General features: G+C 63.3%; 12 protein-coding genes. 8 read left to right on the forward strand and 4 right to left on the reverse strand.

Annotated elements, in window-relative coordinates; all coding sequences use genetic code 11:
- Nucleotides 1-13: 13 nt before the first annotated feature.
- On the forward strand, nucleotides 14-454 hold the full coding sequence (locus CFE28_08520) for an HIT family protein (protein OYU70030.1): 441 nt from the start codon (nucleotides 14-16) through the stop codon (nucleotides 452-454).
- Here the strand turns inward: CFE28_08520 and CFE28_08525 are convergent.
- Complete coding sequence (locus CFE28_08525) at nucleotides 451-2,130, reverse strand: lytic transglycosylase (GenBank protein ID OYU70031.1); 1,680 nt, start codon at nucleotides 2,128-2,130, stop codon at nucleotides 451-453. The genes CFE28_08520 and CFE28_08525 overlap by 4 nt on opposite strands.
- A 184-nt stretch (nucleotides 2,131-2,314) precedes the next feature.
- A complete protein-coding gene (locus CFE28_08530; GenBank protein ID OYU70032.1) occupies nucleotides 2,315-3,112 on the reverse strand; it encodes a uracil-DNA glycosylase in 798 nt (265 codons plus the stop codon).
- 125 nt (nucleotides 3,113-3,237) lie between these two features.
- Here CFE28_08530 and CFE28_08535 point away from each other — a divergent pair, with 125 nt between their 5' ends.
- From CFE28_08535 to CFE28_08545, 3 genes are read left to right on the forward strand one after another with little or no spacing between them, the layout of a single operon-like run.
- Entirely contained in the window at nucleotides 3,238-4,920 is a 1,683-nt protein-coding gene (locus CFE28_08535) for an electron transfer flavoprotein-ubiquinone oxidoreductase (protein ID OYU70033.1), read from the forward strand.
- 55 nt (nucleotides 4,921-4,975) lie between these two features.
- Entirely contained in the window at nucleotides 4,976-6,658 is a 1,683-nt protein-coding gene (locus CFE28_08540; GenBank protein ID OYU70034.1) for a hypothetical protein, read from the forward strand.
- 9 nt (nucleotides 6,659-6,667) lie between these two features.
- On the forward strand, nucleotides 6,668-7,522 hold the full coding sequence (locus CFE28_08545; GenBank protein OYU70035.1) for a 4-(cytidine 5'-diphospho)-2-C-methyl-D-erythritol kinase: 855 nt from the start codon (nucleotides 6,668-6,670) through the stop codon (nucleotides 7,520-7,522).
- Nucleotides 7,523-7,584: 62 nt separating this feature from the next.
- Here CFE28_08545 and CFE28_08550 read toward each other — a convergent pair whose 3' ends face one another.
- Both CFE28_08550 and CFE28_08555 read right to left on the reverse strand, forming a co-directional pair.
- Nucleotides 7,585-9,048: an ammonia channel protein gene (locus CFE28_08550; GenBank protein OYU70036.1), complete on the reverse strand. Its 1,464-nt coding sequence runs from the start codon at nucleotides 9,046-9,048 to the stop codon at nucleotides 7,585-7,587.
- A gap of 25 nt (nucleotides 9,049-9,073) precedes the next feature.
- Nucleotides 9,074-9,412, reverse strand: coding sequence for a transcriptional regulator (locus tag CFE28_08555; GenBank protein OYU70037.1), 339 nt, complete (start codon nucleotides 9,410-9,412; stop codon nucleotides 9,074-9,076).
- A 353-nt stretch (nucleotides 9,413-9,765) separates the two neighbouring features.
- Here CFE28_08555 and CFE28_08560 point away from each other — a divergent pair, with 353 nt between their 5' ends.
- From CFE28_08560 to CFE28_08575, 4 genes are all read left to right on the forward strand, one after another.
- Nucleotides 9,766-10,350, forward strand: a complete 585-nt coding sequence (locus CFE28_08560; GenBank protein OYU70038.1) for a Nex18 symbiotically induced protein — start codon at nucleotides 9,766-9,768, stop codon at nucleotides 10,348-10,350.
- An 83-nt stretch (nucleotides 10,351-10,433) separates the two neighbouring features.
- Nucleotides 10,434-11,360 (forward strand): glycine--tRNA ligase subunit alpha, encoded by a 927-nt coding sequence (locus CFE28_08565; protein OYU70039.1) that lies wholly within the window; start codon nucleotides 10,434-10,436, stop codon nucleotides 11,358-11,360.
- 3 nt (nucleotides 11,361-11,363) lie between these two features.
- A complete protein-coding gene (locus CFE28_08570) occupies nucleotides 11,364-13,640 on the forward strand; it encodes a glycine--tRNA ligase subunit beta (GenBank protein OYU70040.1) in 2,277 nt (758 codons plus the stop codon).
- 12 nt (nucleotides 13,641-13,652) lie between these two features.
- The gene (locus tag CFE28_08575) at nucleotides 13,653-16,349 is read left to right on the forward strand and encodes a pyruvate, phosphate dikinase (protein ID OYU70041.1); all 2,697 of its coding nucleotides are present in this window, start codon (nucleotides 13,653-13,655) and stop codon (nucleotides 16,347-16,349) included.
- Nucleotides 16,350-16,392: the final 43 nt, after the last annotated feature.

Raw genomic sequence — 16,392 nt, forward strand, 5'->3', positions numbered from 1 at the left:
TAGGAGCTTTTGAATGAGCCTGGACGGTCAGTACGATCCTTCGAACATTTTCGCCAGGATCCTGCGGGGGGAAATGCCCAGCGCCAAGGTCTACGAGACTGATGACGTCTACGCCTTCATGGATGTCTTCCCCCAAACACGGGGCCATACCCTGGTCATTCCGAAGTCGTCGCAGGCCCGGAATTTCCTCGAGGAGTCTCCCGAACGGCTTGGAGCCCTGATGCAGGGCGTGCAGACCGTGGCGAAGGCCGTGCGCGCAGCACTTGCTCCCGATGGCGTCGTCATCACCCAGTTCAACGGGACTGCAGCTGGACAGACCGTGTTCCACCTGCATTTCCACATCATTCCGCGTTGGGAAGGTCAGGCTGTTGGCCGGCATGCCAGCGGCGGCATGGCGGACCCCGAAGAACTCCGGAGCCTTGCTGCCCAGATTGCGGCGAAAATCGAGGCCTAGGCTCGTCGATGACGGCTGGAACTGCGCACCTTCGCCTTCCTGGGGCTGGGCGCAGGCTGGGCGATAGGAGGCGGGTCTTCATCCCATCGGGCGTCCACATATTTCTGGCCGGAAGCGATCATGTCGAGCGTTCCCAGGTCCTGCCCGAACTTTTTCCGATAGGCCCAGTACGCCGCCATGACCTTCTCGACATAGTCGCGGGTCTCCGGCGCCGGCATGCATTCGATGACCATCAGGCTGTCATCCTCTTCGCCCAGCATCTGCGCCGTTTTCTGCAGGGTGGCCGGTCCGCCATTATAGGCCGCCACCGTCCTGAGGAGGTCAAAGCCGACACCCTGGTTCATCAGCCAGGTGACATAGTCCTGGCCCACCCGCAGGTTGATGCTCGGGTTGAAGAGCGGGCTCATATCGTCCCTCAGGCGGGGATTGCCGCTGGCGTGGACCGCCGTTTCGGGCATGAGCTGCATGAGGCCGACAGCGCCGGCTGAGGACACTACGCCGGGATTGAACCGGCTTTCCTGGCGCACAATCGCATAGACCAGCGCCCTGGGGATGGTGAAGCCCCGGCTGGGATAGAGGGCCGGTGTCGGGTAATCGGGCTCAGCGGACACGCGGGACAATGTGGCGATCGGCCTGTCTTCGGTCAGCTCTGCGTTCAGGGCGGCTGCCAGGGCTTCCCATTTGCGGCGTGTTTCAGGTGAAGCAAGGGACAGGCCGACCCTCAGCTCCTGGCCGGATTCCTCGGCCCGACCGATCTGCGCCAGGGCTGCTGCGCGGTGGGCTCTCAGATCGTCACGAACCAGGGCGATCAGATCAGCCTCGGGAACCACGGGAGGCTTCGCCGCTGGCGGCCGCCTAAAGGGGCGAGGCTCGGTTTCAAGGGGCAAGGCCGAGCCCAGGTTCTGCATCAGGGCCTGCCGCTCGGCGATCATTCCATAAAAGGTATGCGGTGCGGACGCTGCCTGTCGCAGATAGGTCTCGTTGCGCGCCCGGGCCTTGGGGTCTTTTTCGAGGACGGCTTCAGCAGCTCTTGCCGCCCAGAAAGCAGCACCGGCCCGCACCCAGATGTCCTCGGCAGGATCGTGGGACAGTGCGGCGAGATTGCTCTCGGCCTGTTCAAAGGACTTGAGGCGGTAGGCCGCCAGGCCTGCAATCCAGCGGTCTCCCGTCGCGACAGCAAGGCTCAAGGCGCGCACGGCGTCGCCATTGTAGAAGGCGAGCCTGGCCTGGCGTCCGCTGTCGACGTCAAACGGCCCTCCGGTTCCTGGGGGCACAAGAATGGTTGAAGCCCATTGCACGCCTGACAGGGCTGGCTGTGAAAGCGGGGGATCTGATGGAGCCTTTCGCCGCGCCGCCAGCTGGGCCATCCGCTCTGCGGGGGGAAGATCACTGTACTGGGACAGCCAGGCGTTCAGCTCTGCATAGTTGGACTTGTGCGCTGTCGGATGCATCAACTGGCGGAAGTTGAGATAGCCGCTCAGGGATGGATCGCCGATATCCACTGCCAGCAGGGCTGCGCCGACAAAGTCGCCCTGGTCTACGGCAGCGAAGGCCTGGGTGTAGCGCAAGGCGTCGTCGGGCGAGAGGGCCTGGGGCGCGGCGGCCCGGGTCGAAGGCGCAATGAGGCTCAGCCCGATGGCAAGGATCGCGCCCGCCCATCTAGTGAGTCTCGTCATACAGGACCTTCCGGAACCGCGACCAGTGGCCAGCCTGGGCCCGGTCTACCTAGCCGGACTGTTCCTAGAGCTTTATCCTGCGAGACGGAACCGCCTCAAGGGATAAGGCTCCAATTCAAAAAGGCAGGGCAATGTGAGGCGCGGCAGAGTCCCGGTCTGCCGGGGAGTGGGCAAACCTGCCTGATCAGCGCGCAGGGCGGTCGAGACGCTCGCTCAGGGTCAGAAGGTCCGCCCAGGCCATTTTCTTGGCGGCGGGCTGTCGCAGGAGGAAAGCCGGGTGAAGGGTGGCCAGGGCGGGGAGCTCGATCTGACCGTCGGAACTGCGCCACTCAATCCAGCGGCCGCGGAGGGACAGAATGCCTTCGTCTCGCTTCAGCATGGCCTTCGATGAAGGGCCGCCGACACAAAGCAGAAGTCTGGGCTGGACCAGGGCGATGGCCCGCTCGACGAAGGGCATGCAGACCGCCTGCTCTTCGGGCGTGGGGTTCCGGTTGCCCGGCGGTCGCCAGAACACCGAGTTGGTGATGAAGACCCGATCGGTAATCCCTACTGCTGCGAACATCCTGTCCAGCAGTTGGCCCGCACGTCCCACGAAGGGCTGGCCGCGCTGATCTTCCTCCTGCCCTGGGCCTTCGCCGACGACAAAGATCGGGGCCTCGGTCGCGCCGCGACTGAAAACCGCCTGCTTGGCGCCCTGAAACTTCAGGGGACAGCCATCGAATGCGGATATTGCCGCCTGCAGCTCTTCCAGGGTCTGGCATGCCTGCGCCGCCTGCCGGGCGTCCTCGACATGGGCGGAGACGTCCTGCGTTGCGACTGCGGGTTTCTGTCGCCCAGGGAAGGCCTGAGGCGGGGCCGGGCGAACAACCGGAACCGCCCCTGCGGCGATCCGGTCAATCGGCTCATCAAGCAGAATTGAGTCAATGCCGGCCTCAGCCCAGAACGCGAGCAGGCTTTCGGCAGTGGCGTCGGCAAGTCTCATTGCGGTCCGAAAATCAATTTTGGCGGCATTGGTGCTTGACCGCCCTTGTGCAAGCTATTGATAAGTCCCCAAAGGGATCAAGACCAGCCGCTCCTTGATGCGGATGGAAGGGGAGCTTCAGAACCATGAGCCAAGCCGCTGACGCCATCGAACGCGAAGCGATGGAATACGATGTGGTCATCGTTGGCGCGGGGCCATCCGGCCTTGCCGCGGCGATCCGTCTGAAACAACTGGCCGAAGCCGCCGGAACCGAGATTTCGGTGGCCGTGCTCGAAAAGGGCTCCGAGGTCGGCGCACATATCCTGTCGGGCGCCGTGATTGATCCCAGCGGCATTCAGGAACTGCTTCCCGACTGGAAGGAACTGGGCGTTCCGCTTGAAACCAAGGTGAGCCGCGACAAGTTCGTGATGCTGGGCCCGCAAGGCGCGCTGGACATCAGCTTCCTGCCTTTCCCCAAGTGGATGCTGAACCACGGCAACTACATCGCCAGCCTTGGCAATGTCTGCCGCTGGATGGGGGCCCACGCGGAAAGCCTCGGCGTTGAAATCTATCCCGGCATGGCCGCGTCGGAAGTCGTCTATGACGAAAAGGGCGCCGTGAAAGGCGTGGTCGCAGGCGTGTTCGGTGTTGGCAAGGACGGCGAGCCGGGGCCTGACTATCAGCCAGGCATCGAACTGCACGCCAAGTACACCTTCATCGGTGAAGGCGTGCGCGGGTCCCTCTCAAAGCAGCTCCAGGCCAAGTTTGGCCTGACGGAGGGCCGTGACGCCCAGAAGTTCGGCATCGGCATCAAGGAACTCTGGCAGGTGCCGGACGCCAACTTTGAGTCCGGTCTGACCCAGCACACCTTCGGTTGGCCCCTGGACAACGCCACGGGCGGCGGCAGCTTCATGTACCACTTCGGGGACAACTACGTGTCCATCGGCTTTGTGGTGCACCTGAACTACAAGAACCCCTGGATCTCGCCCTTCGACGAATTCCAGCGCTTCAAGACCCATCCTTCCATCCGCGGCTATCTGGAAGGCGGCAAGCGCATCGCCTACGGGGCTCGCGCCATCACGGAAGGCGGATCGCAGTCCCTGCCTCAGCTCTATTTCCCGGGCGGCGTTCTGCTGGGTTGCTCGGCCGGCATGGTCAATGTTCCCCGGATCAAGGGCAGCCACAACGCCGTCAAGAGCGGCAAGCTGGCGGCGGAAGCAGCATTTGCGGCCATCACTGAAGGCCGGGGCGGCGACGAACTGGCGACCTATGAAGATGCCTACAAGACATCTTCCATCGCCAAGGAACTCTGGAACGTCCGCAATTTCAAACCGCTCTGGTCGAAGTTCGGCACAGTGCTGGGCATACCGCTGGGCGGTCTCGACGCCATGCTCGCCACCATTCTTGGCGGATGGTCGCCCTGGGGCACCCTGAAGCATGGCAAGTCCGACGCCGCCTCGACGGGCCTCGCCAAGGACTACAAGGAGATCGTCTATCCCAAGCCCGATAGCGTCCTGTCGTTTGACAAGCTCTCATCGGTCTTCCTGTCGGCGACGAACCACGACGAAAACCAGCCGGCGCACCTGAAGCTGAAGGATCCCTCGATCCCGATCTCGGTGAACCTGCCGAAATACGGTGAGCCGGCGCGTCTGTTCTGTCCGGCGGGGGTCTATGAGGTGCTCTATGACGAGCAGGGCGAGAACCCCAAGTTCCAGATCAACTTCCAGAACTGCGTCCACTGCAAGACCTGCGACATCAAGGATCCGTCGCAGAACATCAACTGGACGACGCCCCAGGGCGGCGACGGCCCGAACTATCCGAACATGTAGGCCTTGAAGGGCGAAGGCGGGTTGCAGCAGGGGCGGAATTCATGAGACTGCGCCCATGACTCAATTCCGCCTCGCCGCCGGTCTCGCTCTCGCTGCAGTCCTTGGCGGCTGCGCAACCCAGCCCCCCCAGATGGCGGACCTGTTTCCGACCTCGTCCTATGGCCTCTATCTGGCGGGTAACGGCGCCCTTGCTGACGGGCGCAATCGGGAAGCCGCTGACTATTTCTCCAGAGCCCAGAATCTGGCTGACGACAGCGAAGGCCTGGTGGGCGAGCGTGTGTTTGCGTCTTCGCTACTTGCCGGTGATGTCACCCGGGCTGCGGCCATAGCGCCGATTGGTGAAGGAGACGAAGTCCAGAGATTTAGTCTCGTCGTTCAGGGAGTAGAGGCCCTGGCCCGTGGCGACGCCAAGGTCGGCCGTCAATTGCTTGCGCCGGAAAAGACACCCTATCCCCATAAGGTCCTGGCGGTTCTGCTCTCGCCCTGGGCAGCAGCCATGGCCGGCGACACCCAGTCCTCGGTGGTCCGACCACAATCGAGCGGCGACAAGGTCGTCGACTATTTCGGCTTGCTCGGACAGGCGCACCTCTACGAGCGGGCTAACCGGTTTGACGAGGCCGAGACCGACTTCAAGATCCTGGCGGCCGGGGATACGCCGTCCACCCTGTCAGCACTGGCCTATGGCGGCTTTCTGGAGCGTCGGGGCCGGCGGCTGGACGCCATTGCCCTCTATGGCAAGGCTCTGGCCGGACAGCCCATGGACTCCCAGCTGAAGGCGGCCCTTCTACGGGCTCAGTCCGGCAAGGGCAGGGCGCCGGCGGCGCCCACCCTGAGACAGGGGGCGGCCCAAGCGATTGTCGCGCCAGCCATTGTCGTCCTGAACGCCAAGCAGAACCAGATGGCTCTGGCCTACCTGCGCCTGGCCCTGAGGCTGGATCCGGAACTCAACAATGCCTGGCTTCTGGTCGGTGACCTCTTGCAGGACGCCGGTGACAGGGATGGGGCAAGGCAGGCCTATTCGATGGCCAGGCCAGGTTCACCGGAGTATCAGGCTGCGCAGTCGAAGCTGGCCTGGTCCTATCAGGCCGCAAAGGACCCGACGACCGCCATCGCCATGGCCCGCGCCATGGCTGCGAAGGGCGACATCGACGCCAGGATGACCCTGGCCGACCTGCTTCGGGTCAACGAGAAGTATGAGGAATCCGCCGAGGTCCTCACGGGGATCATGGGTTCGTTACCGGATTGGCGACTGCTCTACGCGCGGGGCGTGGCCTATGACCGCGCTGGCCGCTGGGCGGAGGGCGAGGCCGATCTGCTGGCTGCCCTGAAACTCCAGCCTGACGATGCAGAGGTGCTGAACTATCTGGGTTATTCCTGGATTGACCGTGGCCAGCACCTCGATAGCGCGCTCAGCATGGTCCAGAAGGCAGTCAGCCAGGCGCCGCAGTCTGGCGCCATGGTCGACAGTCTGGGGTGGGCCTATTTCCGGATGGGTGACTTCAAGAAGGCGGTTGCGACCCTCGAAAACGCCATTGAGCTGGAAGCGGGCGATCCAGACATCAACAACCATCTGGGCGACGCCTATTGGCGGGTCGGCCGTAAGGACGAGGCCGTATTCCAGTGGCGCAGGGTCCTGACGCTCGATCCTGAGGCCAAACTCAAGGCTGAAGTCGAGAAGAAGCTGGTCTCGGGCCTGCCCGACCTTGTCGACGGCCCTGTGCAGCCCAAAGGGGTCTAGGTCTGGCGGATGGCTGGAAACTGTCTGGCTCCGGCCAAGGTAAACCTGTTCCTTCATGTCGGCGCGCCATCGGAAGATGGCTTCCATCCCATCTGCAGCGCCATGGTCTTTGCTGATGTCGGTGATCTGGTGTCCCTGGACCCGCGTCCGGGCCTGACGCTTTCCGGGCCATTTTCCCCCGGCCTTGATGCTGGAAGCGACAATCTTGTGACCCGGGCCATGGGAGCACTCGGCGACCATTTGCCCAAGGGAGCGGGCCTGCACCTTGAAAAGAGACTCCCGATCGCAGCGGGACTTGGTGGCGGATCCAGCGATGCAGGCGCAGCCCTGCGCCTGTTACGCAGCACCTATGCGCCTGAGATGTCTGATACGGTCCTAGAGGCTCTCGCTGCGAGCCTTGGGTCGGATGGGGCGGCCTGCCTCTGGGCGAAATCGGTGCTGGCGCAAGGCCGGGGCGAGCGCCTCTCACCCTGGGATCTACCCCCGGACCTGCATGGCGTCCTGGTCAATCCACGGGTCGCGGTTTCCACGGCGGGGGTCTATCGGAAGTATGACGAGATGGCCGTCTTCTCCGATACGGCTCCGCCTGCGCGTCCGGATCTCTTCGTCGATGCAGAGGCGCTGGCCCGCTGGCTGACGAAAACGCGGAACGACCTTCAGTCGCCGGCCCTGGCGATGGAGCCGGTCATCAGTGATGTGCTTGATGTGTTGGAGTCTGGCCCCGGCGTCCTTCTGGCCCGCATGTCGGGATCGGGTGCGACCTGCTTCGCCCTCTGCAGTGACAGGAGGCGGGCTGAGATCCTTGCCTCCAGAGTGAGCCAAGGTCACCCCGATTGGTGGGTCCAGGCCTGCAGTTTCAACTGACGCCCAAATGAAAACGGGGGCCGCAAGGGCCCCCGTTCCCGGATTGACGAACAGTCTCCAGTCTATTCGTGCAGGGCTTCCCCGTGGAGGGAAGTGTCCAGACCTTCCACTTCGGCCTCTTCCGACACCCGCAGTCCGGTTGTGAACTTGCAGATGTAGAGGATGACCAGGGTGGCGACGGCGGTCCAGGCCATGGTGATGACGACACCCTTGGCCTGGGTCAGGACGTTTGCGCCTTCGCCCAGGGCATTGATGGTCTTGTCAGCGAGGAGGCCGGTCAGAAGCGCGCCGGCAATGCCGCCGATGCCGTGGACGCCGAAGGCGTCAAGGCTGTCGTCGTACTTGAAGATACGCTTCACCCAGACTGCGCCGAGGTAGCAGATTGCGCCAGCGACGATGCCGATGATCAGCGCGCCCTGAGGATTGACGAAGCCGGCGGCAGGGGTGATCGCGACCAGACCGGCTACGGCGCCCGAGGCGAGACCCAGCATGCCGGGCTTCTTGCGCTCGATCCATTCCACAACCATCCAGGCCAGAGCTGCGGCTGCAGCTGCGATCTGGGTGTTCAGCATGGCGGCCGAGGCGACGCCGTCTGCAGCCCATTCCGACCCGGCGTTGAAGCCGAACCAGCCAACCCACAGCAGGCTCGCGCCGATCATGGTGTAGACCAGGTTGGAGGGAGCCATGTTCTCGCTGCCATAGCCCTTGCGCTTGCCGAGGACCAGGGCGCAGACCAGACCGGCTACACCGGCATTGATGTGCACGACGGTGCCGCCGGCGAAATCCAGAACGCCCATCTTCGAGAGGAAGCCGCCGCCCCAGACCCAGTGGCAGACCGGCGCGTAGACGAACACCGACCACAGGGCCATGAACAGAAGCATGGCGGAGAATTTCATACGCTCGGCAAAGGCGCCGCAGATCAGGGCAGGGGTGATGATCGCGAAGGTCATCTGGTAGGTGATCCAGAGCATTTCCGGCAGACCCTTGGCGGCGCTGTAGGCCGTATCAACGGTCACACCACCAAGGAAGAAGCTCTTGAAGCTGCCGATGAACGGCTGCAGGGCTTCATTCTCGTTGGTGCCGAAGGCGAGGCTGTAGGTCGCGACCATCCAGACCACGGTCACCAGGCAGGTGATGGCGAAGGACTGGGCCACGGTCGCGATGATGTTCTTGCGACGAACCATGCCGCCATAGAACAGCGCCAGTCCCGGGATGGTCATCATGAGGACCAGAACCGTTGAGGTCAGGATCCAGGCCGTGCCGGCAGAGTCCAGCTCCAGCTTGACCTGGTGGGGGAGGAGGGCAGGTCCAGGTGCTTCAGCTTCTGGCGCTGCAACAGCGGGGGCTGCTGCTTCCGGCGCTACGGCCGGAGCGGCTTCAGGTGCGGCTGGGGCAGCTTCCGCCGCCGGAGCGGCTGCAGCAGGCGCAGCGGCGTCCTGCGCTATGGCGGAAGCTGCAAACGGCGCCCCCGCCAGAGTGGCGGCGAGGACAAGTCCCGCCAGCCTGTTCATTCCAAAGAGTTTCATGTGTTTATCCCCTGGTCCTGATCCGTTAGAGGGCCGCGGCGCCGGACTCACCGGTCCGGATGCGCACAGCGTCCTCGACATTGAGGACAAAAATCTTTCCGTCGCCGATCTTGCCGGTGGAGGCCGCAGCCTTGATCGCGTCGACGACCTTGGCGGAGGCGCTGTCTTCAATGACGGCCTCGAGCTTCACCTTCGGCAGGAAATTCACCTGGTACTCAGCGCCCCGATAGATTTCGGTCTGACCCCTTTGACGGCCGTAGCCCTTAACTTCAGAGACCGTGAGACCTTCCACACCGGCAGCGACAAGCGCTTCACGCACGTCGTCCAGTTTGAAGGGTTTGACGATCGCAACGATCATTTTCATCCGCTCGCTCCCGCTCGGCGCTGAGGATTCCCCCCGGCCGCGCCCTAAGTGTTTCCAGCCGATCCAAAGGCGGATGGCGTTCCAACGCTAACGAGACATGAATGGAATGATGCGCTGCGGCGGGCTGTCGCGCCGTAAAAGGCCACTGGCGCCTGAAAATCAGGCGATATACGGGGCCTATGGTCTAAAAATGAGCACTTCCTGCCTTCCTCTTGTGCTTGCTCAGCAGGCAGGCGCCTGCAAACCGCCCCGTTTCTGCCTGAAAACCGGTCGGGTAATTCGAGACCGGTAGTCAAACCGGTCCTGTCTCGCTAAGGGCAGGTTCAGATCATTGCAGCTGGGAATTCCTTTCAATGAAGCGCTTCATTTCCATCTTGGCCATGACCGGTTTTATGTCCGGCGTCGCCTTCGCCCAAACTCCGGCCCCGGCTGCACCTCCGGTCGCAGCATCCCTGGCGCCTGTGGCGCCGGCGGGCGATGTCATCGACACCCTCAAGGCCTCAGGTCAGTTCACGATCTTCTTGAGATCCGCTGACGCCGTCGGCCTGACCGCCTTCGTCAAATCCCTGAAGGACGTTACGGTTCTGGCCCCGACAGACACGGCGTTCCGAAGCATGCCTGCTGCCGACATTCAGGCGCTGATGGCTCTGGCCAATCGTGCCGAGCTGCAAAAGACAGTTCTTTATCACTTCATCCCCGCGCGGGTTCCCACGGCGGACTTTGCTGGGGCTGCGCGGACAGCCGTGACCCTGGCCAAGCTTCCCGTCGAGATGGAAGGGGGCAAGCCGCCCGGGGTCAACGGCGTCGCCTTTGTCCAGATGGACATTGTCACCTCCAATGGCGTCATTCATGTGATCGACAGGGTGCTGTCGCCCAATGCGGCGCCGCCCCCGGTTGTCGTTCCGGAAACCGTGGCTCCGGCCGCCAAGCCGAACTGACGACTTTCCTTCACGAAAGCTTGAAGCAATGGTCGGCGGGCCCTATGGTCCGCCGACTTTTTTGCGGTTGCGAAGCCACGCCCATGTCGAACAAAAAGCCGCTTTCCTTTCAGGGTCTTATCCTGAAGCTCCATGACTATTGGAGCGCGCAGGGATGCGTGATTCTGCAGCCTCACGATGTAGAGGTCGGGGCAGGGACCCTCCACCCCGCCACGGTTCTGCGGGCGCTCGGCCCAAAGCCCTGGCGGGCGGCCTATGTTCAGCCGTCGCGGCGGCCCGGAGACGGCCGCTATGGGGAAAACCCCAACCGCCTGCAGCACTATTACCAGTACCAGGTCATACTGAAGCCGAACCCCGAGAACCTGCAGGAGCTCTATCTGGGCAGCCTTGAGGCCATCGGCCTGGACACCCGCCAGCATGACATCCGCTTTGTCGAGGACGACTGGGAAAACCCGACGGTCGGCGCCTGGGGGCTGGGCTGGGAAGTCTGGTGCGACGGGATGGAAGTCACCCAGTACACCTATTTCCAGCAGGTGGGCGGTCTGGATGTCTGGCCGGTAGCCGGGGAACTGACCTACGGTCTCGAACGTCTGGCCATGTACATCCAGAATGTGGATCACTTCACGCAGCTGGCTTTCAATGATCCGGATGGCCCCGCGCCCATGACCTATGGCGATGTCTTCCTGGAAAACGAGCGGCAGCAATCCGAAGCCAACTTCCACCTCTATGACGTGGATACCTTGAAGCGGCAGTTCGAGGACATGGAGACCCAGGTTCCCAGGCTGCTGCAGGGGCGGGGGCCGCAGGGACAGGCGACTGTCCTGCCAGCCTATGATCATGTCCTGAAGGCCAGCCATCTGTTCAACCTGATGGACGCCCGGGGCGCCATCGCCGTGGCTGAACGGCAGAGCTATATCGGTCGCATCCGTGACCTGACCAAGATGTGCGCAGAGGCCTGGGTCGCCAATGAGGGCGGCAATGGATCATCGGCTCCGGCGGAGAAGGCCTGACCCATGCCCCAGTTGCTGATCGAGCTCTTCTCGGAAGAAATCCCGGCCCGCATGCAGATCCAGGCTGCCCGGGATTTCGAGCGCATGGCGCGGGAAAAGCTGGCCGCTGAAGGCCTGTTGCCCGAGGGATTGAAGACATTTTCCGGCCCCCGTCGCCTGACCCTGGTGGCCGAAGGCCTGCCAGCTGCCCAGGGCGATCGCCACGAAGAGCGTAAAGGCCCTCGCGTTGGTTCGCCGGATGCAGCCATGTCCGGCTTCCTGCGTTCAACGGGTCTGAAAATGGCCGATCTGGTGGAGAAGGACGGGGTCTGGTTCGCCCACATTCATCGCGCGGGCCGCCCGACGACCGAGATCGTCGCGCAGATGATGGACGAGATCGTTCGCAACTTCCCATGGCCAAAGTCCATGACCTGGGGCCGCGGAACCCTGCGTTGGGTCCGTCCGCTCAAACACGTGCTCTGCCTGTTCGATGGCGAGCGGGTGCCCTTTACCATTGATGAGGTCGAGAGCGTCGATTTCACCCGTGGCCACCGCTTCATGGGCTCGGGCCGGACCTTCAAGGTCAGGGATTTCGACAGCTATGTCGCCGGACTGGAGAAGCATTTCGTCATCCTCGATCCGGAACTCCGCAAGGAGAAGATCCTCGAGGCGGCCAAGACCCTTTGCTTCGCGCGGAATCTCGAACTGGTGGAGGACGATGGCCTCCTCGATGAGGTCGCCGGTCTCGCTGAATGGCCGACGCCTGTGCTGGGAAACATGGATCCAGCCTTCCTGGACCTGCCGCCCGAAGTGATCCGCACCTCCATGCGGACGCACCAGAAGTACTTCGCCGTCAGGGACGCGGCGACCGACAGGCTCGCACCGCACTTCATCACGGTCGCCAACATCGAAGCGGTGGATGGCGGCGCCGAGATTGCCCGCGGCAATGCAAAGGTGCTGTCAGCCCGTCTTTCAGACGCCCGGTTCTTCTGGGATGAGGATCGCAAGATCCGTCTTGAGGATCGGCTGGAAAAACTCCGTGGCGTGACCTTCCACGCCAAGCTTGGAACCCTGGCCGAGCGGGTCGAACGCCTGGAGCACCTGGCCAAAGCCATAGCCCCCCGGGTCGGCGCTGATCCTGTGAAGGCCGTGCTGGCTGCAAGGCTCTGCAAGGCCGATCTGACCACCGGCATGGTGGGAGAATTCCCGGAACTCCAGGGCCTGATGGGCGGTTACTACGCCCGTGCCGAGAAGATCAGCCCCGTTGTCGCTGACGCCGTCCGCGACCACTACCGTCCTGTGGGTGCCTCCGATGAGGCCCCTGATACGCCTGTCACCATGGCTGTGGCGCTTGCCGAGAAGATCGACACCCTTACGGCCTTCTTCGCCATCAACGAGAAGCCCACCGGTTCCAGGGATCCCTATGCCCTGCGCCGTGCAGCCCTGGGTGTGATCCGCATTCTTCTGGGGTCTGAATCCCGTGCGCCGGTACGGCAACTGGTCAATGACTGGTATGAGTCCCTACGGTGCTATGTGGACCCGGGCCGGGCCCTCTATATCTCGACCCGGCGGACAACGGGCTATCTGGGGCCGGAGTCCCGGGCGCCATCGCAGGTGTTCGCCGCCTACCTTGAGGAATTTGACGCCGCCCTCGTCGAGGGCGTGCCACAGGTCGTGACCACTAAGGACAATTTCGACATCCGGTTCGACCGTACGGCCGCCGCGGGCGATCCCCCGGAAGGCGAGGTCATCTTCACCTTCCGTCGATACGCCGAGGTTTCGGAAGAGGTTCTGGCCTTCCTGGCGGACCGCCTGAAGGTGGCTTTGCGTGATCAGGGCAAGCGCCACGATCTGGTAGATGCGGTCTACGCCCTTGGCGATGACGACCTGGTTCGCATTGTGGCCCGGGTGGAAGCCCTGTCGGACTTCCTGGTGACCGAAAACGGCGCAAACCTGCTGGCGGGTTACAAGCGGGCGACCAATATCCTCAAGGCTGAGGAAAAGAAGGGCGCCCTTCCAGATGGCGACCCTGCGCCCATGGCTGGCGCGTCTTCCGAGGAACTGGCGCTCATCGAGGTGGTTGGGTCTGTTGAACCCAAGGTGGTTCAGGCGATCAATGCCGAAGACTTTGCCGCCGCCATGCGCGCCCTGGCGGGACTGCGTGGGCCGGTCGACGCCTTTTTCGAAAAAGTGCTGGTCAATTCCCAGGTCCCCGCTGAGCGGGAAAACCGACTGAAGCTGCTGATCCAGGTCCGCGACGCCATGGGCAGGGTCGCCGACTTCGGTCAGGTCAATAGCTAGGAGATATCCGCGATGTCGACCGATACGATGGCCAAGGCGCGCTGGGTCTATTCCTTTGGCGGCGGCCACGCCGACGGCGACTCCTCCATGAAGGAAATCCTGGGCGGCAAGGGCGCCAATCTGGCGGAAATGTCAGCCCTGGGCCTGCCGGTGCCGCCCGGCTTCACCATCACGACCGAGGCCTGCAACCACTATTACGACAATGACAAACGCTATCCGGCGGACCTGAAGGACCAGGTCGCATCCGGGCTGGCGACGGTGGAAAAGCTGACAGGCAAGGCCTTTGGCGATCCGCAGAACCCCCTGCTGGTTTCCGTGCGCTCCGGCGCCCGGGCATCCATGCCGGGCATGATGGACACAGTCCTCAATCTTGGCCTGAATGACCAGACCGTCGAAGGTCTGGCCAAGCTGGCCGGCGACCGCCGCTTCGCCTTCGACAGCTATCGCCGCTTCATCCAGATGTTCTCGAATGTGGTGCTCAACATTGACCACCATGTGTTCGAGGAGATCCTTGATGAGCACAAGGACCGGCTGGACCTCTATGTGGACACGGCCCTGTCGGCAGATGACTGGGAAAATGTTGTCCGGGACTACAAGGCCGTCGTGGAGAAGGAGAGGGGAGAGCCCTTCCCGCAGGACCCGCAGGCCCAGCTGTGGGCGGCCATTGGCGCCGTATTCTCAAGCTGGATGAATGACCGCGCCAAGTTCTACCGGCGCATGCACGATATCCCGGAAAGCTGGGGCACCGCCGTCAATATCCAGTCGATGGTGTTCGGTAATATGGGCGACACCTCGGCCACCGGGGTTGCCTTCACCCGCAATCCCTCGACGGGCGACAAGTCCCTTTACGGCGAATTCCTGATCAATGCCCAGGGCGAGGACGTGGTGGCCGGCATCCGCACGCCCCAGGCCCTGACCAGGGCGGCCCGCGAGGAGATGGGCGAGCGCGCCCTTTCCATGGAAGAGGCCATGCCGGAGGTGTTCGGGCAGTTCAAGTCGGTGGTGGAGCGCCTTGAGCACCACTATCGCGACATGCAGGACATCGAGTTCACCGTTGAGATGGGCCGGCTCTACATGCTGCAGACCCGCAACGGGAAGCGCACGGCCAAGGCGGCCCTGAAGATCGCCGTGGACATGGCGAGCGAAGGCCTCATCACCCAGGAAGAGGCGGTGATGCGGGTTGAACCCTCCAGCCTTGATCAGCTGCTGCACCCGACAATTGATCCGAACTCTCCGCGCGACCTGATCACCTCGGGCCTGCCGGCTTCCCCGGGCGCCGCCACCGGCAAGATCGTCTTCGACGCCGATGAGGCCGAGCGGCTGGGAACGGCCGGCGAAGCCGTGATCCTGGTCCGCGAGGAGACCAGTCCGGAAGACATTCACGGAATGCATGCTGCGCGCGGCATTGTGACGGCGCGGGGCGGCATGACCAGCCACGCCGCCGTCGTGGCGCGTGGCATGGGACGTCCCTGCGTCTCGGGCGCCGGAGAGATCCAGATCGACGAAGCCGCCGGTGTTTTCCGCGCCAGGAACCGCACCTTCAAGGCTGGCGACATCATCACCATCGACGGATCCAAGGGCGACGTCCTGTCCGGCCTGGTGCAGATGATCGAGCCTGAACTGACAGGCGACTTCGCGACCCTGATGGGGTGGGCTGACCAGTCCCGCCGTCTGAAGGTCCGCGCCAATGCGGAAACGCCCCTGGACGCCCGGACGGCCCGGCAGTTCGGCGCCGAAGGCATCGGCCTTTGCCGCACCGAGCACATGTTCTTTGATGAAACCCGTATCGCCGCGGTCCGTGAAATGATCCTGGCTGACGACGAGGCTGGTCGGCGCAAGGCCCTGGCCAAGATCCTGCCCATGCAGCGGGCGGACTTCGTCGAGCTCTTCACCATCATGGAGGGGCTGCCGGTCACCATCCGGCTCCTCGACCCGCCCCTGCATGAATTCCTGCCTCATACGGCCGAAGACCTTGAAGCCGTCGCCAAGGCCACGGGGTTGGACGCTGACAAGCTGATGCGTCGGGCCAAGGAACTGCATGAGACAAACCCCATGCTGGGCCATCGGGGTTGCCGGTTGGGCGTTTCCTATCCTGAAATCTATGAAATGCAGGTGAGGGCGATCTTCGAGGCCGCTTGTGAAATCGCCGAAACAGGCAAGACCCCACCGGTGCCCGAGGTCATGCATCCCCTGGTCGCCAAGGGCGAGGAGATGAACTACCTGCGCAAGCTGACGGACCGGGTCGCTGAAGCAGTCATGGCTGAGCGTGGCCTGCGCATCACCTATCAGGTGGGCACCATGGTCGAATTGCCCCGGGCTGCCCTGAGGGCTGGCGATCTGGCCGAGACGGCCGAGTTCTTCTCCTTCGGCACCAATGACCTGACCCAGACAACCTTCGGCATCAGCCGCGACGACAGCGGCCGGTTCCTGAATGCCTATATCGAGAAGGGCATCTTCGATAAGGACCCCTTTGTCAGCCTGGACCAGGAAGGCGTCGGCGACCTGATCCGCATCGCGGCCGAGCGCGGCCGCAAGACCCGCCCGGACATCAAGATGGGAATTTGCGGAGAGCACGGCGGCGACCCTGCCTCCATCGCCTTCTGCGAGGATGTCGGCCTGGATTATGTGAGCTGCTCGCCCTACCGACTGCCCATTGCCCGGCTTGCCGCGGCGCAGGCGGCGATTGGCGAACGGGAAAAGGATCGGTAAGCTTACACTAGGTAAGCTTGGCGGGAGTCGCCGGGCCAGAAGA

Source organism: Alphaproteobacteria bacterium PA2 (assembly GCA_002256425.1).
Lineage (GTDB): Bacteria > Pseudomonadota > Alphaproteobacteria > Caulobacterales > Caulobacteraceae > Phenylobacterium.